The organism is Nonomuraea sp. NPDC050383 (assembly GCF_044459125.1).
Taxonomy (GTDB): domain Bacteria; phylum Actinomycetota; class Actinomycetes; order Streptosporangiales; family Streptosporangiaceae; genus Nonomuraea.
On record NZ_JBITIP010000006.1, the window covers coordinates 1 to 17,767 of the forward strand.

The following is a 17,767-nucleotide window of genomic DNA, read 5'->3' on the forward strand; positions in this document are numbered from 1 at the left end:
AAAAAAGGAATCCGTCACCGAAATGACGGGGTTGTGCATCATGCACTGGCTTTTAACACACTGTTGAGTTCTCAAGAAACGGACGCGTACTCCCCAGAACTGCGAGAGGCACAAACTCCGTATCGCTATCTTATCAGGCTTTCCGATCCGGTGTCAAACTCCAGATCGTGATGTCCTGCTAAGTTTCGCCGCCCCGTCTCTGGGGCAACCCGTCTAACTTACCGTGTCACTCTGGCCGTGTCGAATCAACCGGTTTTCCAGTGATGTGGACGCACCCAGAACGACCCGGACCGCACGTGACATGTCACGCCGGCCGAGTGGCTCGCTTTGAAGGGTTTTGCCTGGGGCCCGGCCGCCATCTGGCGTCCGGCTCACTCCCGGGCGAAGACAAAGACTAGGTCGACATCCACCACTCGTCAAATCTCGCCGCGCCCCGGCGCGCCTCCTGGCCGCCGTACCGGCTCTGACCTGCGCCGGCACAGCCACGGGGGTCAGGAGCGCGCCGTCAGGGAGCGTACCTGGTCCGCGGAGACGAACAGCTCCGCCGCCATACCGGCCTCGCGCGCCGCCACCACGTTCGCCTCGTTGTCGTCGAAGAAGAGCACGTCCGACGGGGACACCCCCATCCTGTCCGCGCAGATCTCGTACGCCCGCGGGTCGGGCTTGGCCACCCCGATCCGGCATGAGAACGTCAGCGCCGCGAACCTCCCCAGCCACGACCCGTGCCGCGTCTCCCACACCGGCACCAGGTCCTCGATGATGTTGGACAGGAGCCCGAGCCTGCGCCCCCCGTCGGCGAGCTCGCACACCAGCCCGACCATCTCCTCGTCGACCTGGGACCAGCTCTCCAGGTCGGCCCGCAGCAGCGCCGGCACGTCGGCGAACCGGGTCCCCAGGTGACCGGCCACCGTCTCCCAGTACGCGACGCCCTCCTGGCCCGCGTCGTAGGCGGGCCGGCAGGCCCAGTACGCCCGCCAGAAGTGCTCCGCCGGCACACCGGCCAGCTCGACCAGGCGTTCCCTGGCCGCCTCGGTCTGGGTCCGTGCGATCACGCCGTACAGGTCGAATACGATCACTTCAGGCATGCCTCCGAGCCTATGCGCGTATTCTGCCCCGGTGACGAGCGCCACCCTTGCCCCGAATCCCCCATATGCCCCGGCGGTTTCCGGTGCCCGCTGGTGGAAGGCATGGGCGATGGGCGTGGTGGCCGGGGTGGCGGCGCTCAGCGGATCCGGCACGTCCTCCCTGAACGGCGACGAGCTGGCCACGATCAGCGCGGCCTCCCGCTCCCTGGCGGGACTGTGGGAGCTGGCCCGGCACATCGACGGGCATTTCCTGCCGTACTACCTGTTCATGCACTTCTGGACCCTGATGGGCACGGCGGAGCTGTGGCTCCGGCTGCCGTCCGCGCTGGCGATCGGGGTGGCCGCGGGCCTGCTCGCCGACCTGGGGCGGCGGCTGCACAGCGGCCGGGCCGGGGTGACGGCGGCGGCGGTGTTCGCCGTGCTGCCCTCCGTGTCGTACTACGGGGCGTTCGCGCGGCCGTACGCGTTCGCGGCCGCGGCCGTGGTGTTCTCGCTGTGGACCCTCCACCGCCTCACGGGAACGCCGCGCCGGGGCGGGTGGGTGCTGTACGGGGTGTCGGTGGCGCTCGTGTGCTCGACGCACCTGTTCGCGGTGCTGACGTTGCCCGCGCACCTGCCGGTCCTGCTCGCGGCGGTGTCCCGGCGTGAGTTGCTGACCCGGGCCGCGCCGGCGGCGGTCGCCGGCTGCGTTCCCGCGCTGGTGCTCGGCCTGGTCGGGTACGGCGAGCGACACGCGGTGAGCTGGATCCAGGAGCGGGGGCCGGAGGTGCTGCTGAAGTTCCCCAAGATGGTGGCGGGGGCGGAGACGGCCGGGGTGATCCTGTTCGCCGTGGCGCTCGCCGGTGCGGCGGCACTGTGGCCGCGTGACCGTGCCTGGTCGGGGACGCTGGCGGCCTGGCTCATGGCGCCGCCGCTGCTCCTGCTCACCGTGTCGCTGCTGGTCACGCCGTTGTACGTGGACCGGTACCTGTTCGTCACGTCCCCGGCCCTGGCACTGCTGGCGGCGCTGGCCGTGGCGGCGATCCGGCCTCCCGTCGCGGCCGCGGCGGCGGGCTGCCTGCTGGTGGCGGTCACGGCGGTCGCGGGACTGGACCGGCACACGGAGCTGCGCTCCGCCAACGGGAGGTTCGAGGACTTCCCGGGCGCGGTCCGGCGGGTCGCGGCGCGGGAGGGCGACGCGATCGTGTTCGGGCAGAGCTCGGTGCGCGCCGGTTTCGACTACTACGCGCCTTCGGGTCCGGCGGCGGACGTGCTGCGGCTGGGCGACGCCCCGCAGGCGGACGGGTTCGGGTTCCCCGAGCGCTCGGACGTCGCCGGGGCGCTGCGGGACCGGCGGCGCGTCTGGGTGGTGTGGCGCGGCGCCAAGGCGGCGGGCGGGAAGCTGCCGAGGGTGAAGGCCGTCGAGGAGGCCGGGTTCGAGCGGGCGTCGGCCTGGCACTCGGCCGAGCTGCCGGGCCTGACCGTGGCACTGTTCACCCGGTCCCGGCGCTGACCGCACGAGTCCGGGCACGCGCGCGGGCCCTGCCCGTGAGGAGAGGGCCCGCGGCGAACGAACGGGTGCGTCAGCCGACGACGACGCCGCCGACCGACTTCTTGCCGCGCCGCAGCACCAGGAACCGCCCGTGGAGCAGGTCCTCGGCCGCCGGCACGTACGACTCGTCGGTGATCTTGACGTTGTTGAGGTACGCCCCGCCCTCCTTGACCGCACGGCGGGCGGCGGACTTGGACTCCACCAGCCCGCTCTCGGCCATGAGGTCGACCAGCGGCGCCCCGAGCGCCGGCACGACGGCCTTGGGCACCTCGGCCAGCGCGGCCTCCAGCGTCGCGGCGGGCAGCTCCTCCAGCGAGCCCTGGCCGAACAGCGCCTTGGACGCCGCGACGACCGCCGCGAGCTCGTCGGCGCCGTGGACCATCGTGGTGAGGTCCTCGGCCAGCGTGCGCTGCGCCTCCCGGGCGAACGGCCGATCGGCCACGGACTTCTCCAGCTCGTCGATCTCCTCGCGCGTGCGGAAGGTGAACACCTTGAGCAGGCGGACCACGTCGCGGTCGTCGGCGTTGAGCCAGTACTGGTAGAAGGCGTACGGCGAGGTGAGCGCCGGGTCGAGCCACACGGCGCCGCCCGCGGTCTTGCCGAACTTGGTGCCGTCGGCCTTGGTGATGAGCTTGCCGGTGAGCGCGTGGACGTGGGCGCCCTCGACGCGGCGGATCAGGTCGACGCCGGCGGTGATGTTGCCCCACTGGTCGCTGCCGCCGACCTGCAGGGTGCAGCCGTGCCGGCGGTACAGCTCCAGGTAGTCGTTGGACTGCAGGATCTGGTAGCTGAACTCGGTGTAGCTGAGCCCGTCGCCGCCGAGCCGGCTCGCCACGGAGTCGCGGGCCAGCATGCGGTTGATCGGGAAATGCTTGCCGACGTCACGCAGGAAGTCGATGGCCGACAGCTCGGCGGTCCAGTCGAGGTTGCTGACGAGCGCGGCGGCGGTGGGGCCGGGCTCGAAGGAGAGGAACTTCTCCACCTGCACCCGGATCTTGCTCACCCACTCGGCGACGACCTCGGTGGTGTTGAGCACCCGCTCGGTGCTGCGGCCGCTGGGGTCGCCGATCAGGCCCGTCGCCCCGCCGACCAGCCCGATCGGCCGGTGGCCGGCCTGCTGGAACCGGGTGAGGATCAGCAAGGTCGCCAGGTTGCCCATGTGCAGGGACGGGGCGGTCGGGTCGAAGCCGGCATAGACCGTGATCGGACCCTTCGACAGCGACTCGCGCAGGGCCGCGATGTCGGTGGTCTGCGCGAGGACGTCGCGCCATTCGAGCTCGTCCAGAATGTCGGTCACGGTGCTGGCTTTCCGATAGACGGTGGATGGTTACAGCCTGCCCGATCGTGGCCTCACCCCGCCACTTGGATACGCTCGGCAACCATGTGGAGGGTCCGTCGCGAGCTGGCCGTTTCGAAGATCTTAGGGGCTCTGGGGTGCGCGGGTCTCGCCGTCTTCTGGTACCTGAACGGAGACCTGCGCGGGGTGCTCCTGGCGGTGCCGGCGGCGCTTCTCGTGGGCGCCATGGGGCTGCGGGACGTGCTCGTCCCCGTGCGGCTGTCGGTCGCGGAGGACGGGATCACGGTGGTGCACGGGTTCGCGGGGCGGCGGCACGTGCCGTGGGAGGACATCCGGGACGTCAAGGTGGACGTGCGCCGCAGGTACGGCCTGCGCAGCGAGATGCTGGAGATCGACACCGGCGACCATCTGCACCTCTTCAGCGCTCACGAGCTGGGCGTCTCTCCCACCGAGGTGGCGGCGGCGCTGCGGCGGCGCGGCACGTGAGCCCGGTACGGCGACACGGTCGGGTCGCCGTCGATCCAGAACCTCCACGGCGTGTCCTTGGCCGTGGAGATCCCGGTGCGCGGGCCTGACCTGATCGTCTCGGGCTCGGGCGGGGCTCCCTCCAGCACGGCGGCGGCTCCGGCGGGCACGCCGGTCAGGCCGGCCGGGACGGCGTGGCCGCTCCCGCCCCCGCGTATCGCGTCGAGCCCGTTGTGCTCGCGCAGCAGGCCGAGGGCGGTGGCCAGGCGCGCGGGGCCCCGGGCCAGGTCGCGGTCGGGGACCCGGCGTGGCGCCGCGGCGGGGGCGCGGCCTTTGCCGGAGCGCCGCAGCCGGGCCAGCTCGTGCCCGGCCACGATCTCCCCGGCGCGCAGCAGCACGGCCGACCCGTGGCCCTCCGGCAGGCACACCAGGTTGGCGCAGAAGTGCATGCCGTAGGTGAAGTACACGTACAGGTGGCCCGGCGGCCCGAACATCACCGCGTTGCGGGGCGTCCTGCCCCGGTAGGTGTGGGCGGCCGGGTCCTCGCCCGGCCCGCCGTACGCCTCGACCTCCGTGAGCCGCACCGCGACCGTTCCGTCGGCGCCGCCGTGGACGAGGACGCGCCCGAGCAGGTCGGGCGCCACCTCGTGGGACGGCCGGTCGAAGAACGAGCGCGGCAGCGGCGCGGAGGTCAGGAGCCCGCCGCCCACGCCGCCTGGGCGTCGACGGCCTCGCGCAGCGCGGAGAGCTGGTCGCGCACGCGGTCGGGGGCGGTGCCGCCGTGCGCCTTGCGCGCGGCCAGCGCGCCGGGCACGTTGAGCACGTCGCGGACGTCGGGCGTCAGGTGCTCCGACACCTTGATCAGCTCCTCGTCGGTGAGGTCGCCCAGGTCCTTGTCGTAGGACTGGCAGTAGACGACCAGGTGGCCGACGGCCTCGTGCGCCTCGCGGAAGGCGACGCCACGCCGTACGAGCAGCTCGGCGAGGTCGGTGGCCAGGGCGAACCCGTCGGGCGCCGACGCCTGGAGCCGGGCGGTGTTGACCCGCATGGTGGCGACGAGGCCGGCCATCGCGGGCAGGACGAGCAGGAGGGTGTCGACGGCGTCGAAGACCGGCTCCTTGTCCTCCTGCAGGTCGCGGTTGTAGGTGAGCGGCAGGCCCTTGAGGGTGGTCAGCAGCGACATGAGGTTGCCGATGAGGCGCCCGGACTTGCCGCGGGCCAGCTCGGCCACGTCGGGGTTCTTCTTCTGCGGCATGATCGACGAGCCGGTGGAGTAGGCGTCGTCCATCTCGATCCAGCGGAACTCCTGCGAGGCCCAGAGGACGATCTCCTCGCCGAGCCTGGACAGGTGCACGCCGATCATGGCGGCGTCGAAGAGGAACTCGGCGGCGAAGTCGCGGTCGGACACGGCGTCCATCGAGTTGGGCGCCGCGCTGTCGAAGCCCAGCTCGGCGGCCACCGCCTGCGGGTCGAGCGGCAGCGACGAGCCGGCCAGCGCGCCCGCGCCGAGGGGCGAGACCGCGGCGCGCTTGTCCCAGTCGGTGATCCGGTCGATGTCACGGGCGAAGGCGTGGACGTGGGCGAGCAGCTGGTGGCCGAAGGACACCGGCTGGGCGTGCTGCAGGTGCGTCATGCCGGGCGCGGCCGTGTCGGCGTGCTGCTCGGCCTGCTCCATCAGCGCCGTCTCCAGCTCCACCAGCCGGGAGACGACGGTGCGCGCGTGGTCGCGCAGGTAGAGGCGCAGGTCGGTGGCGATCTGGTCGTTGCGGCTGCGGCCGGCGCGCAGCTTGCCGCCGAGCGAGCCGAGCCGCTCCAGCAGGCCGCGCTCCAGCGCGGTGTGCACGTCCTCGTCGGCGACCGTCGGCCGGAACTCGCCGGCCTTGCAGGCGCGCTCCAGGTCGTCCAGCGCGCCGATCATACGGTCGAGCTCCTGGTCGTCCAGCAGCCCGGCGCGGTTGAGCACGCGGGCGTGCGCGCGGGACGCCGCCAGGTCGTACGGCACGAGCCGCCAGTCGAAGTGCACGCTCACCGACAACCGGGTCAGCGCGTCGGCCGGACCCCCCTCGAAGCGTCCGCCCCACAGCCGCATCGGCTTCGCCTCACTCACCGTCATCTCCTCCTGGTCAACTTTCATGGTCGCGCCGGTGCGGGATCACCTGGGCGACCATAGTGCACGTCAGCCATGCCTGGCGTTCCGGGCCGCCGCGATCTTCGCGGGCAGGCTGAAGAGCTGGACGAAGCCCCTGGCGAGGGACTGGTCGAAGCTGTCACCGGTGTCGTAGGTGGCCAGCGAGAAATCGTACAGCGAGTCGTCGGAGCGCCGGCCGGTGACGGTGGCGCGCCCGCCGTGCAGGGTCATGCGGATCTCGCCGGAGACGTGCCGCTGGGCGTCGTCGATGAACGCGTCGAGGGCGTGCTTGAGCGGGGAGAACCACAGTCCGTCGTAGACGAGCTCGCTCCACCGCTGGTCGACGCCGCGCTTGAAGCGGGCCAGGTCGCGCTCGACGGTGACGTTCTCCAGCTCCATGTGGGCGGTGATCAGCGCGATGGCGCCGGGCGCCTCGTACACCTCGCGGGACTTGATGCCGACGAGACGGTCCTCGACCATGTCGATGCGGCCGACGCCCTGCGCGCCGGCGCGCCTGTTGAGCTCCTCGATCACCTGGTACGGGGTCAGGGAGCGGCCGTCGAGCTTGACCGGGACGCCCTGTTCGAAGGTGATGACGACCTCGTCGGGGTCGCGCGGGACGGACGGGTCGGCGGTGTAGGCGTAGACGTCCTCGCTCGGACCGTTCCAGATGTCCTCCAGGAAGCCGGTCTCGACGGCGCGGCCCCAGAGGTTCTGGTCGATCGAGAAGGGGTTCTTCTTGGTGGTCTCGATCGGCAGGCCCTTCTGCTCGGCGAACTCGATCGCCTTGTCGCGGGTCCAGGCGAAGTCGCGGGCCGGGGCGACGACGCGCAGGTCGGGGGCGAGGGCGGCCAGGCCGGCCTCGAAGCGGACCTGGTCGTTGCCCTTGCCGGTGCAGCCGTGGGAGACGACCGTGCCGCCGAACCGCTTGGCCGCCGAGACGAGGTGCTTGACGATGAGCGGCCGCGACAGCGACGACAGCAGCGGGTAGCGGTCCATGTAGAGGGCGTTGGCGCGCAGGGCCGGCACGCAGAAGTCGGCGGCGAACTCCTCCTTGGCGTCCACCACGACCGACTCCACGGCGCCGCAGTCCAGGGCGCGCTTCTGGATGGCCTCCATGTCCTCGCCGCCCTGGCCGAGGTCCACCGCGACGGCGACGACCTCCGCGTCCATCTTCTCGGCGAGGAACGGGATGGCCACGGAGGTGTCCAGACCTCCGGAGAACGCGAGAACAACTCTCTCGGACATGATCGGAAAACCTCTCAGAGTGGGTCAGGCACGGCGGTCGGCGACCTTGAGCAGGGCCTCGGCCACCGTCCGGCCGCCCTGCGGGTCGCGGCTGATGACGAGGATCGTGTCGTCACCGGCGACCGTGCCCAGGATGGACTCCCAGTCGGCGTGGTCGATGGCGGAGGCCAGGAACTGCGCGGCCCCGGGCGGGGTGCGGACGATGACCAGGTTGGCGGACGCCTCGGCCGAGACCAGGAGCTCCTCGGCGATGCGGTGCAGCCGCGCGGCGGGCGACTCCCCGGTGCCGAGCCGGGCCAGCGGGATCCGGCCGCCGCCCTCGCCGGGCAGCGCGTAGACCAGCGAGCCGTCCTCGGCGCGCAGCTTGAGCGCGCCCAGCTCGTCGAGGTCGCGCGACAGCGTGGCCTGGGTGACCTCGACGCCGCTCTCGGCGAGCAGTTTGGCCAGCTCGGGCTGGGAGCGCACCGCCTGCCGTTCGAGCAGGTCGGTGATCTTCGCCTGGCGGGCCACCTTGGTCATCGGGATGGTCATGCCGAGGTCACCAGCCAGTGCAGGAGCGCCTTCTGGGCGTGCAGGCGGTTCTCGGCCTGGTCCCACACGGCGCTGCGCGGCCCGTCGAGGACGTCCTCGGTGATCTCGTAGCCGCGGTAGGCGGGCAGGCAGTGCAGCACGATCACGTCGTCGGCGGCGTGCTCCAGCAGCTCGGCGTTCACCTGGTACGGCATGAGCGCGGCCACCCGCTCCTCCTTGCCGTCCTGCCCCATGGACACCCAGGTGTCGGTGGCGACGATGTGCGCCCCGGCGACCGCGGCGGCCGGGTCGGACGTCACCAGGACGGAGCCTCCGGTGCCGGCGGCGACGGCGGCGGCCCGGTCGAGGACGGCGGCGTCGGGCTGGTAGCCGGCCGGCGCGCCGATGCGCACGTGCATGCCGGCGGTGGCGCCGCCCAGCAGGTAGGAGTTGGCCATGTTGTTGGCGCCGTCGCCGAGGTAGGCGAGCGTGAGCCCGGCCGTGCGGCCGAAGCGCTCGCGGACCGTCTGCAGGTCGGCGAGGATCTGGCAGGGGTGGTACTCGTCGGTGAGGGCGTTGACCACGGGGACGCCGGAGGCGGAGGCCATGGCGTCGATCCGCTCCTGGCCGGAGGTGCGCCACACGATCGCGGCGACCTGGCGCTCCAGCACGCGGGCGGTGTCCTCGATCGGCTCGCCGCGGCCCATCTGGGAGGATCCGCCGTCGATGACGAGCGGCAGCCCGCCCAGCTCGCCGACGCCCACGGCGAACGACACGCGGGTCCGGGTGGACGGCTTGTCGAACAGCACGGCGACGGTCTTCGGGCCCTCGAACGGGCGGTGGCCGTAGCGGTCCTTCTTCATGGCTTCGGCCAGGTCTAGCACCTCCGCCTGCTCGGCGGGCGTGAGGTCGTCGTCCCGCAGGAAGTGCCGGGTCACGGGGTCGCCTCCGTCAGGATCGCGGGGAACGCGGACACGAGCGCGTCGATCTCCTCGCCCGTGACGACCAGCGGCGGGGCGAGCCGTACGGCGTCGGGCTGCAGGGCGTTGACGAGGAAGCCGGCGCGCGCGGCGGCCTCCTGGACGCGGGGCGCGGCGGGCTGCTCCAGCACGGCGGCCAGCCACAGGCCGCGGCCCCGCACCCCCTTGAGCAGGGGGTGGTCGATCGCCTCCAGGCCGTCGCGCAGCCGGCGGGCGGCCCACCGGACGTGGTCGAGGTCGACGTTGTCGAGGACGGCCAGGGCGGCGGCGCACGCGACGGGGTTGCCGCCGAAGGTGGAGCCGTGGTCGCCCTTCTCGAACAGCGTGCCTGCCTCGCCGAAGCCGACGCAGGCGCCGATCGGCAGGCCGCCGCCGAGACCCTTGGCGAGGGTGAGGATGTCGGGGGTGAAGCCGTCGGCCTGGTGGGCGAACCAGTGGCCGGTCCGGCCGATCGCGGACTGGATCTCGTCGGCGACGAGCAGCGCTCCGGTGGCGTCGCAGATCTCGCGGGCCGCCGCCAGGTAGCCGTCGGGCGGCGGGACGACGCCGGCCTCACCCTGGGTGGGCTCCAGGAAGACGGCGATGGTGTCGCCGTTCACGGCTTCCTTGAGCGCGTCGGCGTCGCCGTAGGGGACGAAGCGGACGTCCACCGGGAACGGGCCGAACTGGTCGCGGATGGCCTTCTTGCCGGTCAGCGACAGGGCGCCGATGGTGCGGCCGTGGAAGCCGTTCTCGGCGGCGACGAAGTGGGTGCGGCCCTCGCGCCGGCCGTACTTGAGGGCGAGCTTGTAGGCCGCCTCGTTGGCCTCGGTGCCGGAGTTGGCGAAGAAGACACGGGCGGGCGCGTCCAGCAGCTCCAGGAGCCGCTCGGCGAGCAGCACCTCGGGCTCGTGCAGGAACAGGTTGCTGGTGTGGGCGAGCGTCGCCACCTGGCGGGTGACCGCCTCGACCAGCGCCGGATGAGCGTGGCCGAGGGAGGTGACCGCGATGCCGCCGATGAAGTCGAGGTACTCCTTGCCGTCCACGTCCCACACGCGGGTGCCCTCGCCGCGGGCCAGCGCGACCGGCGGCACGCCGTAGTTGGGCATGAACGCCCGCTCGAACCTGTCGTACAGGCTGGGCCGGTCACTCATCGGGCATCACCATGGTTCCGATTCCTTCGTCGGTGAAGATCTCCAGCAGCAGCGCATGGGGGACCCGGCCGTCGAGGACGTGCGCCTGCGGCACTCCTCCCCGCACCGCGGCCAGGCACGCCTCCATCTTGGGCACCATGCCGCTGGACAGGCTGGGCAACAGGTCCTCCAGCTCCGCCGCGTTCAGCTTGTCGATCACGTCGGTGTCGTCGGGCCAGTTGGCGTACAGGCCCTCGACGTCGGTGAGGACGATGAGCTTGTCGGCGCCGAGCGCGACGGCGAGCGCGGCGGCGGCGGTGTCGGCGTTGACGTTGTAGACCTCGCCGTTCTCGCCGCGCGCGATGCTGGAGACGACCGGGACGCGACCGTCGTCGATGAGCGCGCTCACCGCGCCGGGCTCGACCCGGACGATGTCGCCGACCTGGCCGATGTCGACGGGCTCGCCGTCGACGATGGCGTGCTTGCGCTCGGCGGTGAACAGGTGGGCGTCCTCGCCGGACAGGCCGACCGCGAACGGGCCGTGCCGGTTGATCAGGCCGACCACGTCGCGGTTGACCTGGCCGACCAGCACCATCCGGACCACCCGCATGGCCTCGGGCGTGGTGACCCGGAGCCCCGCGGTGAAGGTGGACTCGATGCCGAGCCGGTCGAGGTGCTCGCTGATCTGGGGGCCACCGCCGTGGACGACGACCGGCCGCAGCCCGGCGTGGCGCAGGAAGACGACGTCCTCGGCGAAGCCGGCCTTGAGCGTCTCCTCGGTCATCGCGTTGCCGCCGTACTTGATGACGACGGTCGCGCCGTGGAAGCGGGTCAGCCAGGGCAGCGCCTCGATGAGCGTGCCCACCTTGGCGTACGCGCCGTTGGCGCGTGCCGTGGCGAGCGAGGAGCCGGTCATGAGGAGTACGCCGAGTTCTCGTGGACGTACGCGGCGGTCAGGTCCGTGGTGTGGACGGTCGCCGACTGGGTGCCCGCCGACAGGTCGACCGTGATCGTCACGTCGCGGGGGCGCATGTCCACCTTGGAGCGGTCGTCGCCGACGGCGCCGCCTCGGCAGATCCAGATGCCGTTGATGGCCACGTTGACCCGGTCGGGCTCGAACACGGCGCGGGTGGTGCCGACGGCGGCGAGCACGCGGCCCCAGTTGGGGTCCTCGCCGTGGACGGCGCACTTGAGCAGGTTGGAGCGGGCGACGGCGCGGCCGACGGTGACGGCGTCGTCCTCGGAGGCGGCGCCGACGACCTCGATGGCGATGGCCTTGGTGGCGCCCTCGGCGTCCACGAGGAGCTGCCTGGCCAGGTCGGCGCAGACCTCGGTGACCTTCTGCTCGAACTCGGCCAGGTCGGGCACGACGCCGGACGCGCCGCTGGCCAGCAGCAGCACGGTGTCGTTGGTGGACATGCAGCCGTCGGTGTCGAGCCTGTCGAAGGTGCGGGAGGTGGCCCGGCGCAGCACGGCGTCGAGCTGGCCGCTGGTCAGGTCGGCGTCGGTGGTGATCACGCACAGCATGGTGGCCAGGGCCGGGGCGAGCATGCCGGCGCCCTTGGCCATGCCGCCGACCATGTAGCCGTCGGCCCGCTTGAACGAGATCTTGGAGACGGTGTCGGTGGTGCGGATGGCGTCGGCCGCGGCCAGGCCGCCGTCGCGGGAGAGCTGGGAGGCGGCCTGCTCCACCCCGGGCAGCAGGGCGTCCATCGGCAGCCGCTCGCCGATGAGGCCGGTGGAGCAGACGGCGATCTCGCCGGCGGAGTCGCCGAGGGTCTCGGCCGCCTTCTCGGCGGTGGCGTGGGTGTCCTGGAAGCCCTCGGGGCCGGTGCAGGCGTTGGCGCCGCCGGAGTTGAGGACGACCGCCCGCACCCTGCCGCCGCGCAGGACCTGCTCCGACCACAGCACGGGGGCGGCCTTCACGCGGTTGGCGGTGAAGACGCCGGCGGCGGCGCGGCTGGGCCCGTCGTTGACGACGAGGGCGAGGTCGCGGGCGGCTCCGGACTTGATGCCGGCGGCGACGCCCGCGGCCCGGAAGCCGAGGGGGGCGGTGACGCTCATGGGGCGACTCCTGTCGTGGGGAGACCGAGCTCTTCCGGCAGGCCGAGCGCGAGGTTGGCGCTCTGGAGCGCCCCTCCGGCCGTGCCCTTGGTGAGGTTGTCGATGGCGATGACGGCGATGAGGCGGCCGGCGCGCTCGTCGAGCGTCACCTGCACGGCCGCGGTGTTGGCGCCGTAGGTCATGGAGGTGGCGGGCCAGACGCCCTCCGGCAGGAGCCGCACGAACGGCTCCGTGGCCAGGGCGCTCTCGTAGGCGTCGCGGACGGCCGCGCGGGTGAGGCCCGGAGCGGCGGGCGCCGAGCAGGTGGCGAGGATGCCGCGGCTCATCGGGGCCAGCGTCGGGGTGAACGACACGCGCACCGGTGTGCCGGCGACGGCCGACAGGCCCTGCTCCATCTCGGGGGTGTGGCGGTGCACGCCGCCCACGCCGTACGCGCTGACCGAACCCATGACCTCGCTGCCGAGCAGGTGGGGCTTGAGCGACCTGCCGGCGCCGCTGGTGCCGCTGGCGGCCACCACGACGACGTCGGGCTCGGCCAGGCCGGCGGCGAAGGCGGGGAACAGGGCGAGCAGGACGGAGGTGGGGTAGCAGCCGGGGACGGCGACGCGGCGGGCGCTCTTGAGCAGCTCGCGCCGGCCGGGCAGCTCGGGCAGGCCGTAGGGCCAGGTGCCGGCGTGCTCGCCACCGTAGAACTCCTGCCAGGCGGCGGCGTCGGCGAGCCGGTGATCGGCGCCGCAGTCGACCACGAGCGTGTCGTCGCCCAGCTCCGCGGCGACGGCCGCGGAGTGGCCGTGCGGCAGCGCCAGGAAGACGACGTCGTGACCGGCGAGCGCCTCGGTGGTGGTCTCCTCGATGACCCGGCCGGCCAGCGGCGCGAGGTGCGGCTGGTGCACGCCGAGCGGGCTGCCGGCGCTGGAGGCCGCGGTCAGCGCGCCGATCTCGAGCTCGGGGTGGCCGAGCAGCAGCCGGAGCAGCTCGCCTCCCGCGTAGCCGCTGGCTCCCGCGACCGCCGCCCTCATCCTGACCTCCACGCTTGCATAGTCATGCATGATACCTCATGTCCTTGCTAGGAGAAATGATGCACGGCACGGCAAGAACATGCAAGTCGGAAGGGGTGCGGCACGCCGCCGGGCCGGGTGTTCCCGCTGGGCAGCGGGCGAACGGAATGTTGCTCTAGCGGACCGTACCTACCGGTCGGTACTGTGAGGCTTCCGGACCAGCCGTCTCATCGCGGGAGTCTTGCGCATGACGCTCACGCATGCCCAGGTCGAAGCCCAGCTCACCGGGCCCGGCCAGCTGTTCGAGGTGGAGGAGATCGGCCGCACCGGGGTGCGCACCTGGAAGCACGCGCCCGCCCACTTCCGAGCCCTGCTCGACATCAGCCGTTTCCACGGCGACAAGGTGTTCCTCGTCTACGAGGACGAGCACATCACCTTCGAGGAGCACTACCGGCGGGTGGCGGCACTGGCCACCCGGCTCGTGGAGGACTACGGGGTCGGCAAGGGCGACCGGGTGGCCGTGGCCATGCGCAACTACCCCGAATGGGTCATCGCCTTCTCCGCCGTGCTCGCCGCCGGCGGCATCGCCGTGCCGTTGAACGCGTGGTGGACCGAGCCCGAGCTGGCCTACGGCGTCTCCGACTCGGGCGCCAAGGTGCTGATCGCCGACGGTGAGCGCGCCGCCAGGCTGGCCTCGACCGGCCTGCCGCTCATCGTGGCCCGGGGAGAGGCGCCCCCCGGCGCCCGCACACTCGCCGAGGTCATGGGTGAGCCCGGGCCCGACGCGCGGCTCCCGGACGTCGAGCTGTCACCCGAGGACCCGGCCACGATCTTCTACACCTCCGGGACGACGGGCCGGCCCAAGGGCGCGCTCGGCAGCCACCGCAACCTCGGCCAGTCCCCCATGACCGTCGCCTACGGCCTCATGCGCGCGGTCGCTTTGGCCGGCAAGGACGTCTCCGAGGTCGCCGGCCAGCGACGGGTGACGCTGCTGACCGTGCCGCTGTTCCACGTCACGGGGTGCTTCTCGGCGCTGACCACGACGATGTTCAGCGGCGGCGGGCTGGTGCTCATGTACAAGTGGGATGCCGGGCAGGCGCTGCGCCTCATCGAGCGCGAGCGCGTCACCACCATGATCGGCGTGCCCACCAACGCCTGGCAGCTCATGTCGCATCCGGACTTCGGCGCGCATGACCTGTCCTCGCTCACCACCCTCGGGTACGGCGGCGCGCCGGCCCCGCCCAAGCTGCTGGAGCGCATCACCTCGAACCTCCCCCAGCGGGCCACCTCCAACGGCTACGGCATGACGGAGACGACCGCGCTGGCCATCGGCAACGGCGGCCCCGACTACCTGTCCCGGCCCGACAGCATCGGCCTGCCCTCGGCCGTGGTGGACGTGCGCGTGGTGGACCCGGCCGGCAAGGAGCTGCCGCGCGGCGAGGTGGGCGAGCTGTGCGTACGAGGGCCGAACGTCATCATGGGCTACTGGAACAAGCCCCGGGCGACCGCCGAGACGTTCGTCGACGGCTGGCTGCACACGGGCGACCTGGCCTGGATGGACGAGGAGGGCTTCGTCTACATCGTCGACCGGGCCAAGGACATGGTGATCCGGGGCGGGGAGAACGTCTACTGCGCCGAGGTCGAGGCCGCGCTGTTCGAGCACCCGGCCGTGGACGACGCGGCGGTGATCGGCGTCCCGCACGACGAGCTGGGCGAGGAGGTGGGCGCGGTGGTCCGCCTGACGCCCGGCGCCTCGGTCACCGACGGGGAGCTGCGGGAGTTCCTGACCGGCCGCATCGCCAAGTTCAAGATCCCGGTGCACGTGTGGTTCCGGGAGGAGGAGCTGCCGCGCAATCCGGGCGGAAAGATCCTCAAGACCCGCCTGCGCAGGGAGATCCTCGGCTCGTAGCGCTGTCACCCCCTCCCCCAGGCCGCCGGACCCCCGTCCGGCGGCCTTTTTTCGCGCGCGTACGGGCAGGTCGGCGCGGAGATAGGCGCACGCATTACCTGAGGCGTAATCGCGGGACCCCCGCCCCCGATGACATCTTTTCGGTTGTCGGCACCGGGCACACCGGCCGGACCGGCAGACAGACCGAAACCGAGAAGGAGCCATGATGACCGCCGTGACCGCCGTGACCGTCACCACCGACCGGGCCAAGTTCCTGCGCCTCGCGCTGGCCGCCGACGCGGCCGTCACCGGGGTCAACGGCCTCGCCTACCTGGCCGCCGCGGGGCCGCTGTCCGGGCTGCTCGGGCCGGACGCCGGCCTGCTGCGCGGGATCGGGGCCTTCCTCCTCGTGTACGCCGCGGCCATCGGCGTGCTGGCGAGCCGCCGGGCCGTCAGCGTCGCCGGCGCCAGGGCGGCGATCGGGCTGAACCTGGCCTGGACCCTCGCCGGCCTGGTCGCCGCGGTCGAGGCGTCCGGGGAGTTCACGACGCCCGGCCTGGTCTGGACGGTCCTGCAGGCGCTCGTGGTCGCGGTCTTCGCCGAGCTGCAGATCATGGGCCTGCGCCGCCTCCGCTGATCCCCCCGCTTACCCCACATACACCGAAATTTCGTACGAAAGGTTGAACAATCATGAACGCTGAGCTGGTCGAGCGCTACGTCGCCGCCTGGAACGAGACCGACGCCGCCGCCCGCGCCAAGGCAGTCGCCGAGCTGTGGACCGAGGAAGCCACCTACACCGACCCGCTGGCCCAGGTGCAGGGCCAGGACGCGATCGCCGCCGTGATCGAGGGCGCGCAGGGCATGTTCCCCGGCCTCGTCTTCAGCGCCGGAGAGGTGTTCGACGCCCACAACAACATCGCCCGCTTCACCTGGCACCTGGGCCCCGAGGGCGGGGAGCCGGTGGCGGTCGGGTTCGACGTGGTGGAGGTGGCCGAGGACGGCAGGATCGCCCGGGTGCTCGGGTTCCTGGACAAGGTCCCCGGCGCGTGACCTTCCGCCGAACGGCCCCCGGGGTGTCCCCGGGGGCCGTTTCGCTTACCGGAAAAGTGTTTGCGGCGCCCGTCCGCGAACCGGACAATCAGCGCCTGTGCCGTCACGACTCCGCCATCTGCTCCGCCGCCTCATGCCCGACCTCGGCCCGCTGCGCGACTCCCGCGACTACCGGCTGCTGACCGCCTCGGGCGTGGTGACCATGTTCGGCACGTTCATCACCGTCGTGGCGGTGCCGTACCAGATGAAGGAGCTGACCGGCTCCCCCATCGCGGTCGGGCTGGTGAGCCTCGCGGAGTTCGTGCCCATGGTGGTGTGCGGGCTGTGGGGCGGCGCGATCGCCGACGCCCTCGACCGGCGCAAGGTCATCCTGCTCGGTGAGCTGGGCCTCGCCGTGACCTCGGCGATGCTCATGGTCAACGCGCTGCTGCCCGACCCGCAGGTGTGGGTGCTGTACGTGGTGGGCGCGCTCTCGACGGGCATCGGCTCCCTGCAGCGGCCCAGCCTGGAGTCCCTGACGCCGCAGGTCGTGCGGCACGACCAGCTCGGCGCCGCCGCCGTCCTGCAGAGCCTGCGCTGGAACGTCGGCGCGATCGTCGCCCCCGCCCTCGGCGGCCTGCTCGTGACCTCGTTCGGCACGGCCACCGCGTACGCGGCCGACACCCTCAGCTTCGTCGTGTCGCTGCTGCTGCTCCGGCGGACCACCTCGCGCCCGCCGGCCGAGGACGCCGCCCCCGCGTCGCTGCGCTCGCTGGTCGAGGGCGTCCGCTACGCCGTGCGCCGGCGCGACCTCATGGGCACCTACCTCGTGGACATCGCGGCGATGGTGTTCGCCATGTCCACGGCGCTGTTCCCGTTCCTGGCCGACCAGCTCGGCGCGGCGCGGGCGCTCGGCCTGCTCTACTCGGCGGGGGCCGTGGGCGGACTGGTGGCCTCGCTCACGGGCGGCTGGACGTCGCGGGTCCACCGGCAGGGCCTCGGCGTGATCCTCGCGGCGGCCGTGTGGGGCGCCGCCGTGGCCCTGGCCGCCGTCGCCTCCAGCGTGTGGCTGGTGTTCGCCTGCCTGGCGCTGGCGGGCGCTGCCGACATGGTCAGCGGCATCTTCCGGATGACGATCTGGAACCAGACGATCCCGGAGGAGCTGCGCGGGCGGCTGGCGGGCATCGAGCTGCTCTCGTACGCCAGCGGCCCGATGCTGGGCAACGCGCGCGCCGGGCTGATGGCCGGCTGGGGCGGGGCGAGGTTCTCGCTCGGGGCGGGCGGGCTGCTGTGCGTGGCGGCGGTCGCGGGTCTCGCCGCGGCGCTGCCCGGGTTCCGGAGGTACGACGCGCGCACGGACGAGCACGCGCTGGCCGAGAAGGCGCGCCGCGAGGAGCGCCAGGTCACCGAGGCCGGCACGGCCTGACCGGCG

General features: G+C 72.5%; 17 protein-coding genes. 6 read left to right on the forward strand and 11 right to left on the reverse strand.

All coding sequences use genetic code 11. From position 1 onward, the window contains the following. Nucleotides 1-491 precede the first annotated feature (491 nt). The gene (locus ACIBG4_RS16645; RefSeq protein WP_397202512.1) at nucleotides 492-1,085 is read right to left on the reverse strand and encodes an HAD family hydrolase; all 594 of its coding nucleotides are present in this window, start codon (nucleotides 1,083-1,085) and stop codon (nucleotides 492-494) included. 31 nt (nucleotides 1,086-1,116) lie between these two features. Here ACIBG4_RS16645 and ACIBG4_RS16650 point away from each other — a divergent pair, with 31 nt between their 5' ends. Beyond that, complete coding sequence (locus ACIBG4_RS16650; protein WP_397202513.1) at nucleotides 1,117-2,577, forward strand: glycosyltransferase family 39 protein; 1,461 nt, start codon at nucleotides 1,117-1,119, stop codon at nucleotides 2,575-2,577. A gap of 70 nt (nucleotides 2,578-2,647) precedes the next feature. Here the strand turns inward: ACIBG4_RS16650 and tyrS are convergent, their stop codons facing one another. Continuing rightward, nucleotides 2,648-3,913 carry a tyrosine--tRNA ligase gene (tyrS, locus tag ACIBG4_RS16655; RefSeq protein ID WP_397202514.1) on the reverse strand — a complete coding sequence of 422 codons (1,266 nt, stop codon included), beginning with the start codon at nucleotides 3,911-3,913 and terminating at the stop codon, nucleotides 2,648-2,650. Between the two features lie 84 nt (nucleotides 3,914-3,997). Here tyrS and ACIBG4_RS16660 point away from each other — a divergent pair, with 84 nt between their 5' ends. Then, nucleotides 3,998-4,399, forward strand: coding sequence for a PH domain-containing protein (locus ACIBG4_RS16660; RefSeq protein ID WP_397202515.1), 402 nt, complete (start codon nucleotides 3,998-4,000; stop codon nucleotides 4,397-4,399). Here the strand turns inward: ACIBG4_RS16660 and ACIBG4_RS16665 are convergent. The 9 genes from ACIBG4_RS16665 to argC all read right to left on the reverse strand — a co-directional run bounded on the left by ACIBG4_RS16665 (nucleotide 4,339) and on the right by argC (nucleotide 13,439). Then, entirely contained in the window at nucleotides 4,339-5,088 is a 750-nt protein-coding gene (locus ACIBG4_RS16665) for a DNA-3-methyladenine glycosylase (protein WP_397202516.1), read from the reverse strand. The two genes, ACIBG4_RS16660 and ACIBG4_RS16665, sit on opposite strands and share 61 nt — an antisense overlap. After that, a complete protein-coding gene (gene argH, locus ACIBG4_RS16670) occupies nucleotides 5,070-6,491 on the reverse strand; it encodes an argininosuccinate lyase (RefSeq protein WP_397202790.1) in 1,422 nt (473 codons plus the stop codon). Before argH ends, ACIBG4_RS16665 begins: the two co-directional genes overlap by 19 nt. Nucleotides 6,492-6,554: 63 nt before the next feature. Next, entirely contained in the window at nucleotides 6,555-7,754 is a 1,200-nt protein-coding gene (locus tag ACIBG4_RS16675) for an argininosuccinate synthase (protein ID WP_310712308.1), read from the reverse strand. Between the two features lie 24 nt (nucleotides 7,755-7,778). Continuing rightward, entirely contained in the window at nucleotides 7,779-8,285 is a 507-nt protein-coding gene (locus tag ACIBG4_RS16680) for an arginine repressor (RefSeq protein WP_355447105.1), read from the reverse strand. Further along, entirely contained in the window at nucleotides 8,282-9,202 is a 921-nt protein-coding gene (gene argF, locus ACIBG4_RS16685; RefSeq protein WP_310712310.1) for an ornithine carbamoyltransferase, read from the reverse strand. Before argF ends, ACIBG4_RS16680 begins: the two co-directional genes overlap by 4 nt. Continuing rightward, on the reverse strand, nucleotides 9,199-10,377 hold the full coding sequence (locus ACIBG4_RS16690) for an acetylornithine transaminase (RefSeq protein WP_397202517.1): 1,179 nt from the start codon (nucleotides 10,375-10,377) through the stop codon (nucleotides 9,199-9,201). The genes argF and ACIBG4_RS16690 overlap by 4 nt, the downstream gene beginning before the upstream one ends. Continuing rightward, a complete protein-coding gene (argB, locus tag ACIBG4_RS16695) occupies nucleotides 10,370-11,272 on the reverse strand; it encodes an acetylglutamate kinase (protein WP_397202518.1) in 903 nt (300 codons plus the stop codon). The genes ACIBG4_RS16690 and argB overlap by 8 nt, the downstream gene beginning before the upstream one ends. Continuing rightward, complete coding sequence (argJ, locus tag ACIBG4_RS16700; protein WP_310712313.1) at nucleotides 11,269-12,420, reverse strand: bifunctional glutamate N-acetyltransferase/amino-acid acetyltransferase ArgJ; 1,152 nt, start codon at nucleotides 12,418-12,420, stop codon at nucleotides 11,269-11,271. The genes argB and argJ overlap by 4 nt, the downstream gene beginning before the upstream one ends. Then, nucleotides 12,417-13,439, reverse strand: a complete 1,023-nt coding sequence (gene argC / locus ACIBG4_RS16705) for an N-acetyl-gamma-glutamyl-phosphate reductase (protein WP_397202791.1) — start codon at nucleotides 13,437-13,439, stop codon at nucleotides 12,417-12,419. The genes argJ and argC overlap by 4 nt, the downstream gene beginning before the upstream one ends. 226 nt (nucleotides 13,440-13,665) lie before the next feature. Between argC and ACIBG4_RS16710 the strand changes: the two genes are divergently transcribed. The 4 genes from ACIBG4_RS16710 (at nucleotide 13,666) to ACIBG4_RS16725 (ending at nucleotide 17,761) form a co-directional block, all read left to right on the forward strand. Further along, the gene (locus tag ACIBG4_RS16710) at nucleotides 13,666-15,327 is read left to right on the forward strand and encodes a class I adenylate-forming enzyme family protein (RefSeq protein WP_397202519.1); all 1,662 of its coding nucleotides are present in this window, start codon (nucleotides 13,666-13,668) and stop codon (nucleotides 15,325-15,327) included. A gap of 202 nt (nucleotides 15,328-15,529) precedes the next feature. Continuing rightward, nucleotides 15,530-15,943: a hypothetical protein gene (locus ACIBG4_RS16715; protein WP_397202520.1), complete on the forward strand. Its 414-nt coding sequence runs from the start codon at nucleotides 15,530-15,532 to the stop codon at nucleotides 15,941-15,943. A 53-nt stretch (nucleotides 15,944-15,996) separates the two neighbouring features. After that, complete coding sequence (locus ACIBG4_RS16720) at nucleotides 15,997-16,356, forward strand: nuclear transport factor 2 family protein (protein ID WP_397202521.1); 360 nt, start codon at nucleotides 15,997-15,999, stop codon at nucleotides 16,354-16,356. 97 nt (nucleotides 16,357-16,453) lie between these two features. Next, nucleotides 16,454-17,761: an MFS transporter gene (locus ACIBG4_RS16725; protein ID WP_397202522.1), complete on the forward strand. Its 1,308-nt coding sequence runs from the start codon at nucleotides 16,454-16,456 to the stop codon at nucleotides 17,759-17,761. Nucleotides 17,762-17,767: the final 6 nt, after the last annotated feature.

Bases quoted from the DNA above. Each gene is read 5' to 3' on its own strand.
- ACIBG4_RS16645 (WP_397202512.1), bottom strand. From the start codon at position 1,085: ATGCCTGAAGTGATCGTATTCGACCTGTACGGCGTGATCGCACGGACC.
- ACIBG4_RS16660 (WP_397202515.1), top strand. From the start codon at position 3,998: ATGTGGAGGGTCCGTCGCGAGCTGGCCGTTTCGAAGATCTTAGGGGCT.
- argH (WP_397202790.1), bottom strand. From the start codon at position 6,491: ATGACGGTGAGTGAGGCGAAGCCGATGCGGCTGTGGGGCGGACGCTTC.
- ACIBG4_RS16675 (WP_310712308.1), bottom strand. From the start codon at position 7,754: ATGTCCGAGAGAGTTGTTCTCGCGTTCTCCGGAGGTCTGGACACCTCC.
- ACIBG4_RS16680 (WP_355447105.1), bottom strand. From the start codon at position 8,285: ATGACCATCCCGATGACCAAGGTGGCCCGCCAGGCGAAGATCACCGAC.
- ACIBG4_RS16690 (WP_397202517.1), bottom strand. From the start codon at position 10,377: ATGAGTGACCGGCCCAGCCTGTACGACAGGTTCGAGCGGGCGTTCATG.
- argB (WP_397202518.1), bottom strand. From the start codon at position 11,272: ATGACCGGCTCCTCGCTCGCCACGGCACGCGCCAACGGCGCGTACGCC.
- argJ (WP_310712313.1), bottom strand. From the start codon at position 12,420: ATGAGCGTCACCGCCCCCCTCGGCTTCCGGGCCGCGGGCGTCGCCGCC.
- argC (WP_397202791.1), bottom strand. From the start codon at position 13,439: ATGAGGGCGGCGGTCGCGGGAGCCAGCGGCTACGCGGGAGGCGAGCTG.
- ACIBG4_RS16710 (WP_397202519.1), top strand. From the start codon at position 13,666: ATGACGCTCACGCATGCCCAGGTCGAAGCCCAGCTCACCGGGCCCGGC.
- ACIBG4_RS16715 (WP_397202520.1), top strand. From the start codon at position 15,530: ATGATGACCGCCGTGACCGCCGTGACCGTCACCACCGACCGGGCCAAG.
- ACIBG4_RS16720 (WP_397202521.1), top strand. From the start codon at position 15,997: ATGAACGCTGAGCTGGTCGAGCGCTACGTCGCCGCCTGGAACGAGACC.